The organism is Flavobacterium sp., assembly GCF_047602195.1.
Classification (GTDB): Bacteria; Bacteroidota; Bacteroidia; order Flavobacteriales; family Flavobacteriaceae; genus Flavobacterium.
In genome coordinates, this window is record NZ_JASGHW010000004.1 from 2,021,689 (window position 1) to 2,040,131 (window position 18,443).

At 47.7% G+C, this 18,443-nt stretch carries 17 protein-coding genes and 1 pseudogene; 10 read left to right on the forward strand and 8 right to left on the reverse strand.

Annotated elements, in window-relative coordinates:
- Window position 1: 1 nt before the first annotated feature.
- The 7 genes from QM717_RS15155 to fahA form a co-directional block, all read right to left on the reverse strand.
- Window positions 2-706 carry a class I SAM-dependent methyltransferase gene (locus QM717_RS15155; protein WP_415038673.1) on the reverse strand — a complete coding sequence of 235 codons (705 nt, stop codon included), beginning with the start codon at window positions 704-706 and terminating at the stop codon, window positions 2-4.
- Between the two features lie 46 nt (window positions 707-752).
- Window positions 753-1,481 (reverse strand): SGNH/GDSL hydrolase family protein, encoded by a 729-nt coding sequence (locus QM717_RS15160; RefSeq protein WP_415038675.1) that lies wholly within the window; start codon window positions 1,479-1,481, stop codon window positions 753-755.
- Between the two features lie 5 nt (window positions 1,482-1,486).
- Window positions 1,487-1,966, reverse strand: coding sequence for an SRPBCC family protein (locus tag QM717_RS15165; RefSeq protein WP_415038677.1), 480 nt, complete (start codon window positions 1,964-1,966; stop codon window positions 1,487-1,489).
- Between the two features lie 233 nt (window positions 1,967-2,199).
- Window positions 2,200-2,856, reverse strand: a complete 657-nt coding sequence (locus tag QM717_RS15170) for a membrane lipoprotein lipid attachment site-containing protein (RefSeq protein ID WP_415038679.1) — start codon at window positions 2,854-2,856, stop codon at window positions 2,200-2,202.
- 87 nt (window positions 2,857-2,943) lie between these two features.
- A complete protein-coding gene (locus QM717_RS15175) occupies window positions 2,944-3,999 on the reverse strand; it encodes a T9SS type A sorting domain-containing protein (protein WP_415040143.1) in 1,056 nt (351 codons plus the stop codon).
- On the reverse strand, window positions 3,881-4,462 hold the full coding sequence (locus tag QM717_RS15180) for a delta-60 repeat domain-containing protein (RefSeq protein ID WP_415038680.1): 582 nt from the start codon (window positions 4,460-4,462) through the stop codon (window positions 3,881-3,883). The genes QM717_RS15175 and QM717_RS15180 overlap by 119 nt, the downstream gene beginning before the upstream one ends.
- Window positions 4,463-4,516: 54 nt before the next feature.
- Complete coding sequence (fahA, locus tag QM717_RS15185; protein WP_415038682.1) at window positions 4,517-5,800, reverse strand: fumarylacetoacetase; 1,284 nt, start codon at window positions 5,798-5,800, stop codon at window positions 4,517-4,519.
- A 109-nt stretch (window positions 5,801-5,909) separates the two neighbouring features.
- On the opposite strand from fahA, the gene glyA reads away from it, so the two are divergent.
- The 9 genes and pseudogenes from glyA (at window position 5,910) to QM717_RS15230 (ending at window position 16,384) form a co-directional block, all read left to right on the forward strand.
- Window positions 5,910-7,184, forward strand: a complete 1,275-nt coding sequence (gene glyA / locus QM717_RS15190) for a serine hydroxymethyltransferase (RefSeq protein WP_415038684.1) — start codon at window positions 5,910-5,912, stop codon at window positions 7,182-7,184.
- Between the two features lie 254 nt (window positions 7,185-7,438).
- Window positions 7,439-7,813 carry a BlaI/MecI/CopY family transcriptional regulator gene (locus QM717_RS15195; protein ID WP_415038686.1) on the forward strand — a complete coding sequence of 125 codons (375 nt, stop codon included), beginning with the start codon at window positions 7,439-7,441 and terminating at the stop codon, window positions 7,811-7,813.
- A 5-nt stretch (window positions 7,814-7,818) separates the two neighbouring features.
- Window positions 7,819-8,595: pseudogene (locus QM717_RS15200) on the forward strand (M56 family metallopeptidase); the annotation flags it as partial.
- A 1,099-nt stretch (window positions 8,596-9,694) separates the two neighbouring features.
- Window positions 9,695-12,145: a TonB-dependent receptor gene (locus tag QM717_RS15205; RefSeq protein WP_415038688.1), complete on the forward strand. Its 2,451-nt coding sequence runs from the start codon at window positions 9,695-9,697 to the stop codon at window positions 12,143-12,145.
- 114 nt (window positions 12,146-12,259) lie between these two features.
- On the forward strand, window positions 12,260-12,853 hold the full coding sequence (locus tag QM717_RS15210) for a tRNA-(ms[2]io[6]A)-hydroxylase (protein ID WP_415038689.1): 594 nt from the start codon (window positions 12,260-12,262) through the stop codon (window positions 12,851-12,853).
- 192 nt (window positions 12,854-13,045) lie between these two features.
- Window positions 13,046-13,609 carry a helix-turn-helix domain-containing protein gene (locus tag QM717_RS15215; RefSeq protein ID WP_415038691.1) on the forward strand — a complete coding sequence of 188 codons (564 nt, stop codon included), beginning with the start codon at window positions 13,046-13,048 and terminating at the stop codon, window positions 13,607-13,609.
- A 21-nt stretch (window positions 13,610-13,630) separates the two neighbouring features.
- Entirely contained in the window at window positions 13,631-14,083 is a 453-nt protein-coding gene (locus QM717_RS15220) for a response regulator (protein WP_415038693.1), read from the forward strand.
- Window positions 14,084-14,094: 11 nt separating this feature from the next.
- The gene (locus QM717_RS15225; protein WP_415038695.1) at window positions 14,095-15,915 is read left to right on the forward strand and encodes an ATP-binding protein; all 1,821 of its coding nucleotides are present in this window, start codon (window positions 14,095-14,097) and stop codon (window positions 15,913-15,915) included.
- Window positions 15,887-16,384, forward strand: coding sequence for a GNAT family N-acetyltransferase (locus tag QM717_RS15230; protein ID WP_415038697.1), 498 nt, complete (start codon window positions 15,887-15,889; stop codon window positions 16,382-16,384). The genes QM717_RS15225 and QM717_RS15230 overlap by 29 nt, the downstream gene beginning before the upstream one ends.
- Here QM717_RS15230 and QM717_RS15235 read toward each other — a convergent pair whose 3' ends face one another.
- Window positions 16,385-16,960 carry a pentapeptide repeat-containing protein gene (locus QM717_RS15235; RefSeq protein ID WP_415038699.1) on the reverse strand — a complete coding sequence of 192 codons (576 nt, stop codon included), beginning with the start codon at window positions 16,958-16,960 and terminating at the stop codon, window positions 16,385-16,387.
- 82 nt (window positions 16,961-17,042) lie between these two features.
- On the opposite strand from QM717_RS15235, the gene QM717_RS15240 reads away from it, so the two are divergent.
- Window positions 17,043-18,359, forward strand: a complete 1,317-nt coding sequence (locus tag QM717_RS15240) for an MFS transporter (protein WP_415038701.1) — start codon at window positions 17,043-17,045, stop codon at window positions 18,357-18,359.
- Window positions 18,360-18,443: the final 84 nt, after the last annotated feature.

Sequence of the window (18,443 nt, forward strand, 5' to 3'; positions counted from 1 at the left end):
ATCAGTGTGCGGTTTTTACACCCGATATAAACACCATGCTGCCTTTGTTATGCATCTCAATTTTGGTTTTTTGGGGATTGAAAAGGGCGGTGATTTCTTTTGAACCCATCGGCGCTGCGATTTCATTTTTCTGCTGCAACAGCGACAAATACCAACTGCTGAACCTGCGGTCGTTGGTCAACGAAGTGAAATAAAACCGCTGGCCGGTTTTCAGGACGCGCAAAACTTCAGATAGGAATCCCGGTTTGTCCGCAAACAAATGGATCATCCCAAAACTGAAAACCGTGTCAAAAGTTTGGTCGGCAAACGGAATTTGAAAAGCGTCGGCTTGAAGCAAAACGATGTTTTCGGGAACATTTCCGCAGGCTTTTTCGAGCCGCTTTTTTCCGATTTCGAGCATGGCCGTTGATTGGTCGAGCAAGTAACAGTCGGCTTGGGCTTTGGTGTACACCGATGCGGTTTGGACCAGTCCGCCACAACCCACGTCGAGTGCATTGCCTTTGGCTGATAGGATGGCGTTTTCTGCAAACCGGGTGTAATCGGAGGGAGAAGTGCCCCAGAAAATACGGTTGTATAATTTCGACCCGACCAGCCTTTCGTACATTTTGGCCTTGTCGTCGTAAGCCGCCCCGGTAACATTGGGTATGGCCGTGTAAAAGTTTTGTCCCAGCGGTTTGAAAACCGGATTGTCCTGGATCAGTTTCATGATGTTGATTTTTTGATGATGATGATGCGAGGCGAAAAAATCGCATTCAAGCGGTATTGGTTGTCCATCCCAAGGCATTTGTTACACAATCGCAGAAAATTTCTGCACCGGCTTTGTTGAGGTGTACGCCGTCGATGGTGAGCAGCAGTTGGCGTTTTTGGCTCAAAAAGGTTGACCCGTTCGGCAATTTGCAGACGAGACGGTCGCCGATGGTCGTGTTCCAGAAGCAGTCCAGGCAATAATCGGTTTGTGTTTCGGATTGTAAAAAGTGGTCAAACGCCTTGCCGCAGTCGGCCAGCAAAATGTTTTCGGCGACGGCTATTTCGCGCAAGATGTCGTTCCATTGGCTGCGTTGCCGGTTCAATGGCTGTTGCAGATTCTCATTGAGACAGCCCAGGGTAAGCAGCACCAATCGGCCATGGAACAATTGCTTGATCTGGTGCAGGCTGTCCGTCAGCAAAGACTTCATTTCCGGCGCAGTTAATGGAGAAAAACCTTTTTTGCGTTGGTGTTTTGCCGCCAGCCGGAACAAAATCTGCCGCTGATCAAACCAAGGCAATAAAATGTCGTTGTAACCGCCCTGGATGATGATGCAATCGTAATCGTCCTTGATCTTGAGGTGGTTGATGAGCCGACGCAGCAAGGTTGCCATCGGATAACCGTCGAGTCCCTGATTGATGAACCGGTGCTGCGGAAATTTTTCGGCCAACAAATCGACAAAACTATCGCCCAAATCACCACGCGTGATGCTGTCGCCAATAAGAAGGATTTTCATGCCCATCAAGCAGATTCTTGCAGCGTTGCTTCCAGTCGCGACATTTTAGTCGGGTTTTCGCAAGCCGATTTGAGTTCGACAAGCCATTGTTGTAGGCTTTTGTCGAGTATATTTTTCAACGATTTTTTGAGGAACAGTGTGAGCCAGCCTTCCATGCTTTCTTCTACGAGTACTTGTGTTTTTCCATCGAGGTCGAACAGCCTGAAGTTGTGGATGGCGTACAGCCCGAAACTTTTTCCGGTCCAACCGAAATGCGTCGGCGGGTTGACCGTGTGCAACTCCGACTTGATTTTCATTCCGGCAGTTTCCCATATGATGGAGGTATTCTTTTCGAGTTTTCCATTGAGGCGTGCGTGTTTGATCTCACGGTGCCATTCGGGCCAAGCCTCTACGGCGGTTAGTTTTTGCCACACGGTTTCGATTCCCGCGTTGATTTCGATCGTTTTGTAGGCGATGATGGGCGCATAGGTGTTGATTGATTTCATTGGATTGATGATTTTCTTCGCTGCAGGATATTTATTTTTCCGAATGTCCACTGGACATTCTCCTCTTAATATCAAATGCCTCGGGTGATTGATTGATTGATTGATTGATTGATTGATTGATTGATTGATTGATTGCTGCAAATTTCAGCACAAAGCCGGTGATGCCGCTTGATGCAAATCAAGAAAAAAGCCGATGCTTTGGGCACCGGCTTGAATGTGTATTAAAAAATGAGTTAATCCCAAGGTTCGACTGTTCCGTCGGTGTCAACGTAAACGCGTGATTTCTTATTCGTGAAAAAAGTATTGGTATTGCCATGGTTGTTGACCATGTAAACGAACAATTGAAAATCGACAATTCCTTCGCTGGTTTTTTTGCCCGAAATGATGTGGATGGTATTGGCTCCTTCTACATTAAGATTGCCAACCTCCGAATTGACCTTGGCCACCATCGTAAAGCGGTCGCCGTTACCCGAAATGACGGGATAGCCTTCATCTGAATTATTTTCCACACGCGGATTGGAGCCGGATCTGTGGTGTTTGCTGCTGTAGCTGACATTAAGGTTGGCGTTGTCCTGATTGGAGATGATCAAATAATGCGGCCCGGTGCTGGAACCAACACTGATGTCGTTGGGCACATTGGTTTTGAAGATGCGACTGCCGTTGATTTCGTAAACACCTTCAATCGTTGGCGGCGTCTTGCCCAAATGCAGTTCGAATCCCTGCTCGACGATATTGTTGTAAGCCGTTTCGCCGATGTAATCTTTAATGTAGGCCAAGGTTCCTTTTTCGAATTGCGCCTCGGGAATCGTGATGGGATCGGATCCGCCGTCATCGCTGCTGCAGGCTGCCAATGCTGCCATGGCAAAACAACCGAATAAAAATTTTTTCATAGTGTTTGTTCGTCAATGGTTTCGGACAAACATAGTATAAAAATGCAGAATCAAAAAAACTTTTTCGCGATTGCGGAACGTTAGCGGTTAATTCGATTTGATGACTTTGCAGCATTGTTTGCCTTCGGATGTTTCCAATACGAGCAGATACGTTCCGGTAGAAAGCCCTTCAAGGCTGATGGGCTGTATGTGTTTTCCGGCGATTTGTTGTTGGTTTTCGATTGGTTTGCGCATGCCGCGGCCATATAAATCGTGAAGCGTTGCAGAAACCGTCTGGTTGTTTTTTAATTCATAAGTCAAGTGGAATGCATCCGGTGCGGGGTTGGGATAAACGGCCATTTGCAAGTTATTGCTGGAAAAGGTTCTGTCGGATAAAGTTCCTTGCGTATACCTGGCCAAAGTGATGCAAGCACCATCGCCAACGGCAACAAGCTTTCCGTCATTTTGAAAAGCAATGGCGTTGAGCCTGTTGTAGGAAGGCGTGACATCGGTGGTGGTAATGCCATTTGTTCCGAAAGTGTTGTCGATTGTCCCATCGGCATTGAATCGGCCTACGGTATACAGCGAATCGTTTCCGTTTTGCGTATTGCCGCCAAAAACCAATTTATTGTCTTCCTGAAGCAGCAGGCCATTGGCGGTAATTTGGATTTGTGGGTACAATACCATGCCGCCATTTCCAAAAGTCGGATCAAGAGCGCCTGAAGGAAGATGCCTGAGCAGTGCAAAACTATTGCTGTTTTGCATATCGTTAATTAATCCGATCAAAACCACACGGTCATCATTGAGCAGCGTCATCGACCTCATATAGGTGTCAGTATTTGGAAGGCCAAATACGGCGCCGGCATTTCCGTAAGTGGTGTCGCGAGAGCCATCGGCGTTGTAGCGAATCAGCCCATACACGGGTACGAAGCCGTAAACCAGTACCATAATTTTAGAGTCGGATTGGATTTTCACCTCGCTAACCATTCCGCCACTTTGATCAATGGCGATTCCTTGATTTCCGAAGGAAGTGTACAATGTACCATCAGGAAGATATTGGGCAAACGCCGAATAATGCCAATCTGGAAAAAGAGTAGAATGAATAGAACAGGTCACCAGTAAATTGCCATTTGGGTAATAGCGTAATTTTGGATGCACCGGCATCATCGGTAACGGGAATGGGAATGAGGGCAATCCCGTTGGTACCGAACGCATCGTCCAGTGAACCATTGCTGTTGTATTGTGCAATTACTGCTGTTAACTGCGCATTGTGGATAGTGGAACCGGCCACAATGATTTTTCCGCTTTTGGTGGCAATGTCATTTATGGTGCTGAAAGAAGGGAATTCGGTAGTGACAATGCCATTTGTCCCAAAAGTTGGATCGGGCGTTCCATCAGAAAGATAGCGCACTACACAGAAATCAGAATCATCCATTGCGTGCACAATCGATCCGCCAACGACAATTTTGTTGTCTGACCCGATGGCGATAGCCCCGGCATTAGCAAAAGCAGGCGTAAGGCAAGTGTTCACAATGCCATTGTCTCCAAAAGTAGGGTCAAGAAAACCATCCTGTGCAGAAAGAAAACAGCAGTGGCTTAATGTAAATAAGAGTAATAATTTCTTCACGGCAAGTCTGTTGGAATACAAACTTAACCATAAAAAACAACATAAAAAGAGAAATTATTTTCTTACAAACGGCGGTAATAATTTGCTGCTGCATTCGCCAAATCCGATGCGTACTTCGGCATTCTTGCACCAACCTTTGATGATGACCGTATCGTTGTCGTTGATGAATTTGCGTTCGCTGCCGTCTTTCATCTTGATTGGGTTCTTGCCGCCCCATGTCAGTTCGAGCATCGATCCGAAACTGTCCGGCGTAGGTCCCGAAATGGTTCCCGATCCCATCATGTCGCCCGAATTCACGCGGCAACCGTTCGAGGTATGGTGCGCCAATTGCTGGCTCATCGTCCAGTACATGTACTTGAAGTTGGAGTTGGAAACCACGGTAGCTTCGGCATCTTCGGGTTCGATCGAAACCTCAAGGTTGATGTCGAAGGCGTGCTTGCCTTTCTGTTGCAGGTAGGGCAGCGGCGTAGGGTCTTGTTTGGGGGCCTTGCATCGGAACGGTTCGAGTGCATCCATCGTCACGATCCACGGCGAAATCGAGGAGGCGAAGTTCTTGGCCAGGAACGGTCCGAGCGGCACGTATTCCCATTTCTGGATGTCGCGCGCACTCCAGTCGTTGAGCAGTACCATCCCGAAAATATAATCCTCGGCTTCGTGCACCGGGATGTTTTCGCCCATGATGTTGACATCGGTCGTGATGAAAGCCGTCTCGAGTTCAAAATCGATCGAACGCGATGGCCCGAAAACCGGCGTCGTTTCGCCCACAGCCACCGTTTGTCCCATCGGGCGGTGCACCGGAATTCCCGACGGTACGATCGACGAGCTTCTGCCGTGATAGCCGACCGGAATGTGCAGCCAGTTCGGCAGCAATGCATTGGCCGGGTCGCGGAACATCATGCCGACATTGGTCGCGTGTTCCTTGCTCGAATAAAAATCGGTGTAATCGCCGATGAGTACCGGCAATTGCATCTCCACATCGTCCATTTTGCAGACGACCACTTCGCGGTGGTCCTTGTTGTCGCGCAATTCGCCGTTGGTGTTGTCAAAAATATCGGCAATGCGATTCCTTACCAAACGCCAGGTCTTTTGTCCATCCGAAATGAAATCGTTGAGCGTATCCTGGATGAACATGTCGTCGGTGAGTTCAATCCCTTCAAAATAGTTGAGTTGTTGCAACGCGCCAAGGTCAATCGCATAATCGCCAATCCGTGTGCCGATCGTGACGACATCGTCTTTGGTTATGAATACCCCAAAAGGAATATTCTGGATGGGGAAATCGCTGTTTTCTGGTACTTCCAACCATGATTTTCGGCTCGGATCGTTTGCGGTTATTGGCATTTTTTAAGGGTTTGTAATGTTGAAAATTTAGTTATCAAATATATTATTATTGCCCAATTTAACAAACCGTTTTCGTATTTTTGGAAAGTTTTTAACGAAAAATTATCAAATGCATCACGACCAACAAATTTTCGACTTGATCCTCGAAGAACAGGACAGACAAATACACGGATTGGAACTCATTGCTTCCGAGAACTTTGTAAGCGACCAGGTGATGGAAGCGGCGGGTTCATGCCTCACCAACAAATACGCCGAGGGCTATCCCGGCAAAAGATATTACGGCGGTTGCGAAGTCGTAGACATCATCGAGCAAATCGCGATCGACCGTGCCAAGGCGCTTTTCGGTGCCGAATATGTCAACGTACAACCGCACTCGGGCTCGCAGGCGAATACCGCGGTTTATGCGGCTTGCCTGAAGCCAGGCGATAAAATTTTAGGGTTCGACCTTTCGCACGGCGGGCATTTGACACACGGTTCCCCGGTCAATTTCTCAGGAAAATTGTATGAGACCGCTTTTTATGGTGTCGAAAAAGAGACCGGGCGTTTCGATTACGACAAAATCCAGGAAATCGCAACGAAGGAACAACCGAAAATGATCATCGCGGGTGCTTCGGCTTATTGCCGCGACATGGATTTTGCACGTTTCCGCCAGATTGCCGATAGCGTAGGAGCCTTGTTGCTGGCCGATATTTCACATCCGGCGGGATTGATCGCCAAAGGACTCATGAACGACCCGATTCCACATTGCCACATCGTAACGACGACTACACATAAAACCCTTCGCGGCCCACGTGGCGGGATGATCATGATGGGCAAGGATTTCGAAAACCCATGGGGATTGACCACACCGAAAGGCGAAATCAAGATGATGTCGAACTTGCTCGATATGTCGGTTTTTCCGGGCAACCAGGGCGGGCCTTTGATGCACATCATCGCAGCCAAGGCGGTGGCATTCGGCGAGGCGTTGACCGATGAGTTTTTCCACTATTCGATGCAGGTACAGAAAAATGCCAAGGCGATGGCCGAGGCGTTCATCAAGCGCGGTTACAACCTTATTTCGGGCGGAACCGACAACCACATGATGCTGATCGATTTGCGCAACAAAAACATCACGGGCAAAGAAGCCGAAAACGCACTCGTCAAGGCCGAAATCACTGTCAATAAAAACATGGTGCCGTTCGACGACAAATCGCCATTCACGACTTCGGGCATCCGGATCGGTACACCGGCGATTACCACACGTGGTCTTGTCGAAGCCGATATGGAAAAAATCGTCGACATGATCGACCGCGTCCTGATGAACCACACCAATGAGGAAATCATCGAGCAGGTAGGCGATGAGGTTAATGAAATGATGAGCGAACGCGCGATTTTCGTATTTTAAATGCGTGCATAAATAATAGAAAGCCTCGTTGAAAGACGGGGCTTTTTTTGCTGCAAAGCGCGAAGGTTTTACTTCGTCAGTTCGACCTACGGTCTCGGGTCGCAAAGACAGCAAAGCTTTCGGAACTTTGCGGTTTAATTTCGGCAATTGCTTTTGGTATTTCTGTTAAAAAAAACAAAAAACAAACATTATAATTTGTTCGTACGAAATTTTTCTTACCTTTGAATTGTTCAATACCAATAAATTGTGAAATCATGCAATCGGAACCGACCAAATCAGAACTAGAAATCCTGCAGGTACTTTGGCAATTCGGCCCTTCAACGGTGCGGTTTGTCAACGATACGCTCAACGAGCAGAAGCGCGCCGTGCAATACACCTCGACCTTAAAACTGATGCAAATCATGGCCGAAAAGGAAATGCTTGTAACAGATAAGACCCAAATGAAACACATCTACAGCGCCGCGGTGGAGGAGAAGAAGACCAAAGGTTTCCTGCTCGAAAAGTTCGTAGACAATATGTACAACGGATCGAGCAGCAGCCTGATGATGCAATTGCTCGGCAATAAAAAAACAACCCAACAGGAACTCGATGAAATTCGGGCGATGCTCGATAAACTCGACAATCAATAGCTATGATGGTTTTCAACGACACTTTATTAAAAGCCATTTCCTGGACGCTGGTGCATTCGGTTTGGCAGGGATTTGTCCTGGCGCTCGTCGCCGGATTGGTGATTTTGGCGACCAAGAAATCGGCTTCGGTATTGCGGTACCATTTGCTTACGGTTTTGTTTGTAGGCTTTCTTGTGGTTTCGGGAATTACATTTTATTATGAGGCGAACCTGCAGCAGCAGGAAAGCTTGTCCACTTTAAATCTTCCGTTGATTCAAGCCGTAACAGGTGAAGCGACACATACGGGAATAATCGATTACAGATTGATTGCCTCCGATTTCCTCAACCAATATTCCAGTTTTATCGTGACGATTTGGTTCTTGATTTTCATCTTCAAGGCCCTGCAAATCTGTAATGGATTCGGACAAATTTACCGCATCCGCAATTACAAAACCTTCGCCCCGTCCGATTATTGGAACGGACGTATTGCCGAACTTGCCGGGTTGATCGGTTTGCAAAAATCGGTTGTCCTGCTCGAATCGGCCTTGGTCAAGGTGCCGTCGGTAAGCGGTATTTTGAGACCGGTGATCTTGATGCCGATCGGGATGCTGTCGGGTTTTCCGCACGATCAGGTCGAGGCGATTTTGTTGCACGAACTCGCGCACATCCGCCGCAAAGACTACATCATCAATATCCTGCAGCGTTTGGCCGAGATGGTGTTTTTCTTCAATCCGGGGTTGCTTTGGTTGTCGAATCTGATCCGCGACGAACGTGAAAACTGCTGCGATGACATTGCCGTGGAAGCCATCGGGAACAAGTCGGGATTTGTGCACGCGCTTGTTTCTTTCGGCCAATACCAACTCAGGCAGGAGCAATTGGTCATGGGGCTCGGCGACAATAAAAGCCATCTGTTCCACCGCGCCAAACGCATCATCTACAACAACAATACATCGCTCAATGCCATCGAGAAAACGTTCCTGTCGGTAAGCCTGTTGTTGATCGCCCTGGCCTTGTTTGCGTTCAACCATACGGATGTCATTCATACGGATGCCGCGGCAATCGAAGCCGAACGCATCCATGCGGACCGGGAACGCATGGCTATGGATGCACAAATGGCCAATGAAGAAGTCAAAATGCGAAACGAAGAAGCCAAACGAATCGCACAGGAATCGATCGTCTATTCCGATGAGACGGCCAGATACGACGAGGAGCAAAAAAAGTATGATGCCAACCAGCAAAAATACGAAGCCAACCAACGCAAGTACGAAGCCGAGCAAGCCAAATACAATGCAAGGCAAAAAATGTATGAAGACCAAAATAAGTATTGTATCCAAGAGCCGACCGTGCCGCAGCCGCTTTACGGAAACCTGAGCCCGCTGGCCAAGCCGGTGTCGTTGACCAAAACGACCCATACGCAAATTTATGCGCGTGATGAAGAAACCCGTGATACCGACGATCCGACCTACTACAAAAAAGTGTCGTTGCGATCCGACAGCCCGAACGAATATTTCAAGCACAATGGTCCGCCGCTCGACAACCTGACCAACAACATCACCAGTGATTTGATCGCGGCCAACGTGATCCAAAACACCGAGAATCTTTCGTACAAGCTTTCCCCCGGAAGCCTCATCGTCAATGGAGTGAAACAACCCGAAAGCGTCCATGCCAGGTTCAAAAACAAATACGTCAAGGCCAACCGATACGCCATTTGCTACAATTATGAAATCACGGGCGACCTGGCCATAGATTCGAAATAATCCGAAAAACAAACCGATTTTGACCGTATCCATCCATGTGGACAGCCATACCTATGCCTAATTTTTAACCCATTTTGTAACAACTTATCCATTCATTCATCAAACCAACGAGTTTCGTCATCAATCAAAAAAACCATCCATCACCATGAACCACTTACTCAAATTGACCGTTGTCCTGTTTTTGTTATTGCCTCAATTGGCCTCGGCCCAAAGTACCGGAAAAATCAGCGGCAGCATCCAATCGGCCGACCAGAAGGCAATTTCCCAAATGATTGTTTCGTTACTGTCAACCAATGACAATGCGCTCGTCAAGACCGAAATCACACAACCCGACGGCAGTTTCCTGTTTGAAAATATTGCTTTTGGAACTTACATCGTTTCGATCGAAGAAACGGGTTACAAGCCGTTTATCGGGCAACCTGTGACGTTGGCCGAAAACCAACCCGAATCCAAGGCTGACATCATCCTCGAGCCATTGCAGGCCAATTCGATTGCCGAGGTCACCGTGCAGAAGAAAAAAGCCTTCGCCGAATACAAGATCGACCGCACTGTCGTCAATGTCGACGCGATGATCTCGAGTGCAGGTTCGGATGCGATGGACGTGCTCGAAAAATCACCGGGCATTACCGTCGACCAGAGCGGCACGATCACGTTCAAGGGCAAATCGGGTGTGATGGTGTTTATCGATGACAAACCGACCTATCTTTCGGGCGCCGATCTCGAAGCGTACCTCAAATCATTGCCGGCCAGTATGCTCGACCAGATCGAACTCATCACCAATCCGCCGGCCAAATACGAAGCGGCCGGAAGCGCGGGGATCATCAACATCAAGACCAAGAAGATCAAGTCGAAAGGTTTTAACGGCAACGTGACTTCGCGCGTGTCGGGTGGGAAAAAGTACCATTCACGCAATGGCATCAGCCTCAATTACAAGCAAAATAAAGTGCGTGTTTTTGGAAATGCGAATTATGCGACCCAGGAATTCGAGAACGACCTCGATATTTACCGCACCTACAAGAACCCGGACAACAGCGTCAAGTCGTTTTTTGACCAGAGTACCGATATGAACCGCAGACAGAATACCGCGAACGTTAAATTCGGGATGGATTATTACGCTTCGGATAAAACCACTTGGGGTATGAATTTTACCGGGCTTTCGAGGTATTCGAATGTAAAAACCGATGGCAACAGCGATTTGCGCAACCCGATGCGCGTGCTCGATTCGACGATCGTGGCCGACAATTACGAAAAGACGCGTTTTCTCAACGGCGGGGCGAACCTCAATTTCAGCCATGAATTCGACAGCATCGGCAAAAAAATCACCGCCGATGCCGACTTCCTGGTCTACGACGACCAGAAAGACCAGCGCTACCGCAATTACATCTACCAACCCGATCATTCGCTCAGCAGCAGCGACGAGTCGGTGGGATGGCTGCCCTCGCGCATCAACATTTACACGTTCAAGACCGATTACGTACATCCGATGAAAAAGGAGCAGACGTTCGAAACAGGTTATAAAATCAGCTATTCGCAAACCGATAATATCGCGGAATACAACGACATTGTAGGCGGTGCGTCGATCCCGAACTACAATACGAGCAACCATTTCAAGTACGACGAGATCATCAATGCCGTTTATGTGAATTACAACCGGAATTTCAGGCGGTTTTCGGTACAGACGGGCCTGCGTCTGGAAAACACCATTTCCAAAGGAAACCAGCTCGGCAATGTGCTCAAACCGGCCTCGAGGTTCAAGAAAGATTACACGAATTTGTTCCCGACGGTGTATGTGATGTACAAATTGGATTCGATCGGGAACAACCAGTTGGCGGTCAATTACGGCAAACGCATCAACCGTCCGTATTACCAGGATTTGAACCCGTTTTTGAGCCCGCTCGATAAGTTTACGTTTTACTCGGGAAATCCTTATCTGGAACCCTCATTTGCGCACAACATCGAGTTGTCGTACCGTTTCAAGGGATTTTTCAGCACCACGGCGAGCTACAGTCACACCAAGGACAACATCGACGAAACGCTCGAAATCGTCAACGAAATCTACTACAGCCGTCCCGGCAACATCGCCAAAAGCGAAACCATCAGCCTCAATGCACAGGCCGATGTTCCGTTTGCGAAATGGCTCAGTACTAGTATTTATGCCGAAGTGACGAACCTGCGTTACGACAGTCCGCTGTATTCGCAATACCTCAAGACCGAAGGGACTTTTTTCTACGGTTCGGTCAACAACCGACTCGTGTTCGGTAGCGGTTGGTCGGGCGAATTGAGCGGCTGGTACCTTTCCGGGGTCGAATCGGGACAGGTGACCACGAGGCCCAAAAGCAGCATCAATGCCGCGGTACAGAAAAAAGTGTTCGGGGATCAGGGCAGCGTCAAATTGTCGATCAACGATATGTTTTATTCGAACCTCAATTTCGGGACGATCAACAACCTGAGCCAAACCGATGCCTGGTACGAAAACCGCGGCGATACGCGTTATGTGGCGCTCACGTTTACCTATGCGTTCGGGAAAAGGTTCGAATCGAAAAACAGTTCCGAGCGCAGCGGATCGGAAAGCGAGCAGAACCGCGTGAAAAGTTAGTATTTGAGTTCCAGTTATAGTTAGAGTGACAGCCGAAAGTGGGAAATTTCGATCCGCTTTCGGCTTTGTCCATTTCGCGGAAAATCGTAATTTTGGCGCATAAATTCAAAAGCCATGTCTACATTCCGCCTGCAATTGCCCACCGACCCGCGTTGGGTAAACATTGTTGAAAGCAACATCGAGGAAATCCTGACAGACCATGCGTGGTGCGAGCAAAAAGCGGCATCGAATGCCATTACGCTGATCACGATCAATTCGGAATTTCCCGATCTGGTGACCGATATGCTGGCCTTGGCCAAGGAAGAAATCGAACATTTTGACATGGTGCACGAAATCATCAAGAAGCGCGGCTACAAACTGGGGCGCGAACGCAAAGACGAATACGTGGGCGAACTCGCACAATACATGAAGCGCAGCAATACCGGCAGCCGGGTTTCGGGTCTGGTCGAAAGGTTGTTGTTCTCGGCGATGATCGAGGCCAGGAGTTGTGAGCGTTTCAAGGTGTTGTCGGAAAACATCAAAGATCCCGAACTCTCTAAATTTTACCGCGAACTCATGGAAAGCGAAGCCGGACATTACACGACTTTTATCGGATATGCGCGAAAATACGGGACGGGAATCGATGTGGAAAAGCGTTGGCGCGAATGGCTCGATTTTGAGGCTTCGGTGATTGCCAAGTATGGAAAATCGGAAACGATTCACGGATAAAATCAGCTATTTATTGTTAAAAACCAAAAAGGAACTGAAAGTTTAAATATTTGTTTTTCAATAATTTGAAAGTATTTATTTTCTTAAAAAAAGTAACAGTTTAACCGATTTCGTAAATTTGTATCAGCAGATTCCAATTTTTGCTCTATATTTATGAAATAATTTTAACCTTAATCATTTTTAAATACCAGTATGAAGCTCTACATCAAATACGACGGAATAATGGCCTGCCGGGTTATTCTTCAGGAGCAGCTTGAAAAGCACAACGTAAAGCACCAACTACTGGATCTGGGCGAAATTGAAATTGATGAGGAAATCACCGAGGAACATTTTGCCGAACTCCAAGAATCGCTCAACCGTTATGGCATCTACATCCTGAACAACCAGAAAAGCCAGCTCATCCAAAGGATCAAGGACGCAATCGTAGAGATGGTGTACGAACGCGACAAATTGCCGTCGACGACCATTTCGCATTACCTGTCCGAGAAATTGAATTTCAGTTATGGTTACATCGCCAATATTTTTTCGGAATATACGTTTACGTCGATCGAGAATTTCATCATCATCCAAAAAATCGAAAGGGCAAAGAAACTCATCGTCGAAGAAGAACTGACGCTAACCGAAATCTCCTACAAACTCAACTACAGCAGCGTGGCGCACTTGTCGAGCCAGTTCAAGAAAGTAACCGGTCTCACGCCATCGATGTTCAAAAGAATTATAGACAAAAGAAGATTATTAGTAAACCAGGTTGAATAATAAAATCTCAGAAAGCACCTTATGATTACACACAAAGATCCAATCCACATTCTCCTTGCCGATGATGATGAAGATGATCGCAATTTTTTTAGCGAAGCCATTGCCGAACTCAAAATGAGCAACAAGGTCACTTTGTTCAAGGACGGAAAAGAACTGATGGATTATCTTGAACAACCCGATATCAAGATGCCGCATATTTTATTCCTCGATTTGAACATGCCTGGAAAAACCGGTTTTGACTGTCTCAAGGAAATCCGGATGAACAGCAGGTACAAGGATCTTTCGATTGCGATTTACTCGACTTCCTCCGCCGAAAAGGACATTGAAGAAACTTTTGTCGGCGGTGCCAACATCTACATCAAGAAACCCAACGATTTCTCGAAACTCAAGAAAGTCATCAAAGACGTCGTGAACATTAACTGGCAATTCCATTCTTCCGGACTAAACAAAGAGACTTTTTTCTTTAGCATTTAATATGGGAATGAATGAAATTCTTGAGACAATATAAAAGCGACCAGGTCTTTAAGATTGCCTTAGGAATTGCGATTATTGTTGTTTGCTACATCGGCTCTGTGTTTTATTCGAAAATGCAGAAGCTCGACGATTCCGTTGAACTCATTGCGACTTCCAACCAGACCCAGCTCGAACTCGAAAAGCTGTTGTCGATCATCAGCAATTATGAGACGTACCTGCGCAGTTACATCATCACGCGCGACGAATCCTATTTGAAAAACCGTTTCCTGGACCGGGCCGAAATCGAACTCAATTTCAAGAAACTCAAGAAATTGTGCGCACACAGCCCAAAGGTCAGCGCCGACCTCGATTCGCTCAAGCTCATGTTTGACCACCGTTTCCAACTGTTCCGCGAAACGTTGACGCTGGCCAAGATCAAGAACGCCGACAAAGAGGAACTCAACGCCAAACTGCTCGAAAGTACCGCATTCTCGAACAAGATGCGCGAACATGTCTACCGCACCATCCGCGGTGAGGCGCAAAAACTCAAGCACCTCAATGATACGCACCAGTTTGAACTCGAGGATTCGATCATCAGCGCGTTCCTGTTGGTCATTCTATCGTTGCTCATTTTGTTGTTGTCGTACAACCGGCTCAACATCGACCTGAGTCAACTCAAGCGCGCCAACGACGAACTCCAATTCCTGAACCGCTCGTTCAACAACGCCGAGAAGGTCGCAGGATTCGGACACTGGAAGGTCAACCTGCACACCAACACCTACACGTTTTCGGATAATTTCTACCGATTGCTGGGCGTGGAACCGCAGTCGTTCGAGGCCAACCCCGAAAATGTGTCCAAATTCATGCATCCCGAGGATTTCGAATCGGCCATGCTGATCCATAACGAATCGCTCAGGACGCTCGAACCGACCTCGGTTTTGATCCGTTATATTTTGCCCAATGGCGAAACGAAATACATCAGTTCGGTGGGCAGTTTCATGAAAAACGGCAAAGGCGAAACCGTCAAGGTCGGCGTGAATTATGACCTGACCGAGCAGTACAAGAAAACGATCGAACTCGAGGCCAACAACCGCGAACTCAAGACGATGAACGAGGAACTCGAGTCGTTCAACAACATCGTAAGCCACGACTTGCAGGAGCCGTTGCGCAAGATCCAAATGTTCATTTCGCGCATCGAGGAAAAGGAGGAATTAGTGCTTTCGGAACAGGGTAAGGATTATTTCAACAAAATCCGCACTGCCGCCAACCGCATGCAGAACCTCATGATCGACATGGTCAATTATGCGCGTACGATTAAGGGCGACCGCACTTTTGTCAAGACCAATCTCAACAGCCTGCTCAACCAGATTGTCGAAGATTTGGCCATCAACCTCGAGGAAAAAAAAGCCAAGATCACGATCGAACCGTTGCCGACGATCAAGGCCATCCCGTTCCAGATCGAACAGTTGTTCATCAACCTGATCACCAATTCACTCAAGTACAGCAAGGAAAACGTACCGCCAAAAATTGTCATCAAGGCCGAAAAAATCACCGAAACCGAAAGTTTCAACGACATGGATTTTACCGACAAGCGCTACCATAAAATTGTGGTTTCGGACAACGGGATCGGCTTCAAGCAAGAATACGCCGAAAAGATTTTCGTGTTGTTCCAACGTCTGGAGACCGATGCCAAATATTCGGGTACGGGGCTTGGGCTGGCCATCTGCAAAAAGATTGTCGAGAACCACAACGGCGGCATCCGTGTGAAGTCTAAACCCAATAGCGGTGCGGAATTCAGCATTTATTTTCCCAAAAACATCTATTATGATAAAAATAATTCCGGCGACGCCTGACGATTTTGGAACCATTCGGGATTTGGCCTATGCGATTTGGCCGGTGACCTATGGCGAAATCCTGTCGAAGGAACAGCTCGATTACATGCTCGGCAATTTTTATTCGGTCGAGACCCTGCAAAACAATGTAGCGCAAAAGAACCACCGTTTTGAAATCGTCGAGGAAGATGGAAAAGCGCTCGGATTCCTTTCTTACGAGCACAACTACCAGAACCAGCCTGTCACGCGCATCCACAAGATCTATGTCCTGCCGCAAACCCAAGGCAGGGGCATCGGGAAATTGCTGATGGACAGGGCAGCGGAAGTGGCGCGGGAGAACCGTTCAAACACTTTGTCGCTTAACGTGAACCGGTTCAACAAGGCACTGGGTTTTTACCAAAAAATCGGGTTTGCGATTACCGCTGAGGAAGACATCGACATTGGTCGTGGTTATTTGATGGAAGATTACATCATGGAGAAAGCGTTGTGATTACTGTACAACGATATCATGGTGCGCAAGCAATCCTTTCAAACCCTCGAGTGAAAACCGCGCTTTCTTGATTTTGCTGCGCTGCGGATTGATCGTGTAATTTCGTGCGGTCCTCAAATCGGCCTTGTTCAAAATGGCCTTGCTGAATTCGCTGCGGTACAAATCGCATCGGTCAAACACCACCGAAGTCAAATCGGCGCCCATGAAATCGACCGCAATGACACTGCAATCGGTAAAAACCGTCCCTTTGATTTTGAGTGTGTAGAACTTCGAGAAATCGAGCGTGCAATTATTGAACGCGATCTCGAAAATGAGTTTGTCGCACATCGCAAAATTGACTTCCTTGATTTGGCAACGGTTGAAAGTCACCGTGCGCAACGCGACATAATTGATCTTGGCGCCATTGAAAATACAATCGTTGAACACGCAATCGATAAACGTCACCGCCAAAAACGTACAACGGCTGAAATCGCAACGGTTGAACGTACAGCCTTCAAACTCCTTAAAGTTGGCGTCGTCCTTTTCGTAAAGGATGTCGTTGTAAACGGTTTCAAAGAAATAGTCGCTTTTTCTCATCGCTGCAAAGGAACAAAATTCCTTGCCAATTTGTAGGGAATATGTGTGCCGAATGGCGTAAATTTACCCCTTGGAATTTTGAATGCTTCCACCGCAATATATGGACAACAATACGCCGCTTTCCCCAACACCCAAAGGTTTTTTCGCCAAGAATCCATCACTCAAAATCAAGGAATTCCAGAAATACCTGATGCTGCGGCTCGGGATCATCTTCGCGCTCAACATGCAGTCGACGCTGATCTACTATTGGGTGTTCCACATCACCAACAACAAACTCTCGCTCGGTCTGGTCGGTTTGGCCGAAGTCATTCCGGCCATCGTTTTCTCTTTTTTCTCGGGCCATGTCGTCGACCACAATGAAAAACGCAAAATGGTGTTTTACTGTCTGGCGGGTTACATTGTTTTGTCGGCCGCACTTTTCGGCATCGCTTTGCCATCGGTCGAAAAAGGAATGAGCGTCACCGTCTTGGTCAACCTCATTTATGTATTCGTATTCCTGGGCGGAATGCTGCGCAGTTTCTACAGTCCATCGATGTTTGCGCTGTTTGGGATGATTTTGCCCCGCGAACATTACGCCAACGCGACCAGTTGGAGCAGTATGGCCTGGCACCTCGGCGCGGTACTCGGACCTTTGGCAGCCGGATTTGGCATCGCGGCTTTTGGCATCCCAACGAGCTTGCTGTCGGTGTTTGTTTTATTGTTTCTGTTGCTGTTTCCGTTGTTTTCGATTGCCGTCAAGCCGATCCTTAAAAAAGTCAAGGAACCCGTTTTGCAAAGCGTGACCGAAGGATTGCGCTTCGTATGGAAAACGCCGGCATTGTTGTCGGCCTTGAGCCTCGATATGTTCTCGGTCTTGTTCGGTGGGGCGGTCGCGCTGTTGCCGGTCTACCAAAAAGAAATCCTGCACGTCAATGAAATGGGCTTTGGGTTGCTGCGCTCGGCGCCCGGAATCGGGGCTTTGGTCACGATGGGCTTGCTTGCTTTCTTGCCGCTCAGGACCAATCCCGGCCGGAAATTGTTCTTCTGCGTCGGTGGTTTTGCGATTTCGATCATCATCTTCGGGATATCGAAAAATTTCTACCTCTCGTTTTTCATGCTGTTGTTTTCAGGAATGTTCGATGCCGTGAGCGTCGTGATCCGCGGCACCATTTTGCAGCTCGTCACACCCGATGAGATGCGCGGACGTGTTTCGGCCGTCAACACCATGTTCGTGAGTTCTTCCAATGAACTCGGCGATTTCGAAAGCGGACTCATGGCGCATTGGCTCGGCACGGTCAGGGCAGTCGTTACGGGCGGTTGCATCACGTTGGGCGTGGTGATTTACACCTATTTCCGCGCGCCGCAGTTGCGCGATTTCAGTTTCGAAGATACTGAGAAGAGAATAATGAATAATGAATAATGAGTGTTCCAATTATCCAACAGTAGATCAAAATCAGAAATCTAAAATCAGAAATCTAAAATCAGAAATCTAAAATCTAAAATC

Bases quoted from the DNA above. Each gene is read 5' to 3' on its own strand.
- QM717_RS15235 (WP_415038699.1), bottom strand. From the start codon at position 16,960: ATGAGAAAAAGCGACTATTTCTTTGAAACCGTTTACAACGACATCCTT.
- QM717_RS15175 (WP_415040143.1), bottom strand. From the start codon at position 3,999: ATGCCGGTGCATCCAAAATTACGCTATTACCCAAATGGCAATTTACTG.
- QM717_RS15225 (WP_415038695.1), top strand. From the start codon at position 14,095: ATGAAATTCTTGAGACAATATAAAAGCGACCAGGTCTTTAAGATTGCC.
- QM717_RS15170 (WP_415038679.1), bottom strand. From the start codon at position 2,856: ATGAAAAAATTTTTATTCGGTTGTTTTGCCATGGCAGCATTGGCAGCC.
- glyA (WP_415038684.1), top strand. From the start codon at position 5,910: ATGCATCACGACCAACAAATTTTCGACTTGATCCTCGAAGAACAGGAC.
- QM717_RS15155 (WP_415038673.1), bottom strand. From the start codon at position 706: ATGAAACTGATCCAGGACAATCCGGTTTTCAAACCGCTGGGACAAAAC.
- QM717_RS15195 (WP_415038686.1), top strand. From the start codon at position 7,439: ATGCAATCGGAACCGACCAAATCAGAACTAGAAATCCTGCAGGTACTT.
- QM717_RS15215 (WP_415038691.1), top strand. From the start codon at position 13,046: ATGAAGCTCTACATCAAATACGACGGAATAATGGCCTGCCGGGTTATT.
- QM717_RS15165 (WP_415038677.1), bottom strand. From the start codon at position 1,966: ATGAAATCAATCAACACCTATGCGCCCATCATCGCCTACAAAACGATC.
- QM717_RS15205 (WP_415038688.1), top strand. From the start codon at position 9,695: ATGAACCACTTACTCAAATTGACCGTTGTCCTGTTTTTGTTATTGCCT.
- QM717_RS15220 (WP_415038693.1), top strand. From the start codon at position 13,631: ATGATTACACACAAAGATCCAATCCACATTCTCCTTGCCGATGATGAT.
- QM717_RS15230 (WP_415038697.1), top strand. From the start codon at position 15,887: ATGATAAAAATAATTCCGGCGACGCCTGACGATTTTGGAACCATTCGG.
- QM717_RS15210 (WP_415038689.1), top strand. From the start codon at position 12,260: ATGTCTACATTCCGCCTGCAATTGCCCACCGACCCGCGTTGGGTAAAC.
- QM717_RS15160 (WP_415038675.1), bottom strand. From the start codon at position 1,481: ATGAAAATCCTTCTTATTGGCGACAGCATCACGCGTGGTGATTTGGGC.
- fahA (WP_415038682.1), bottom strand. From the start codon at position 5,800: ATGCCAATAACCGCAAACGATCCGAGCCGAAAATCATGGTTGGAAGTA.
- QM717_RS15240 (WP_415038701.1), top strand. From the start codon at position 17,043: ATGCTTCCACCGCAATATATGGACAACAATACGCCGCTTTCCCCAACA.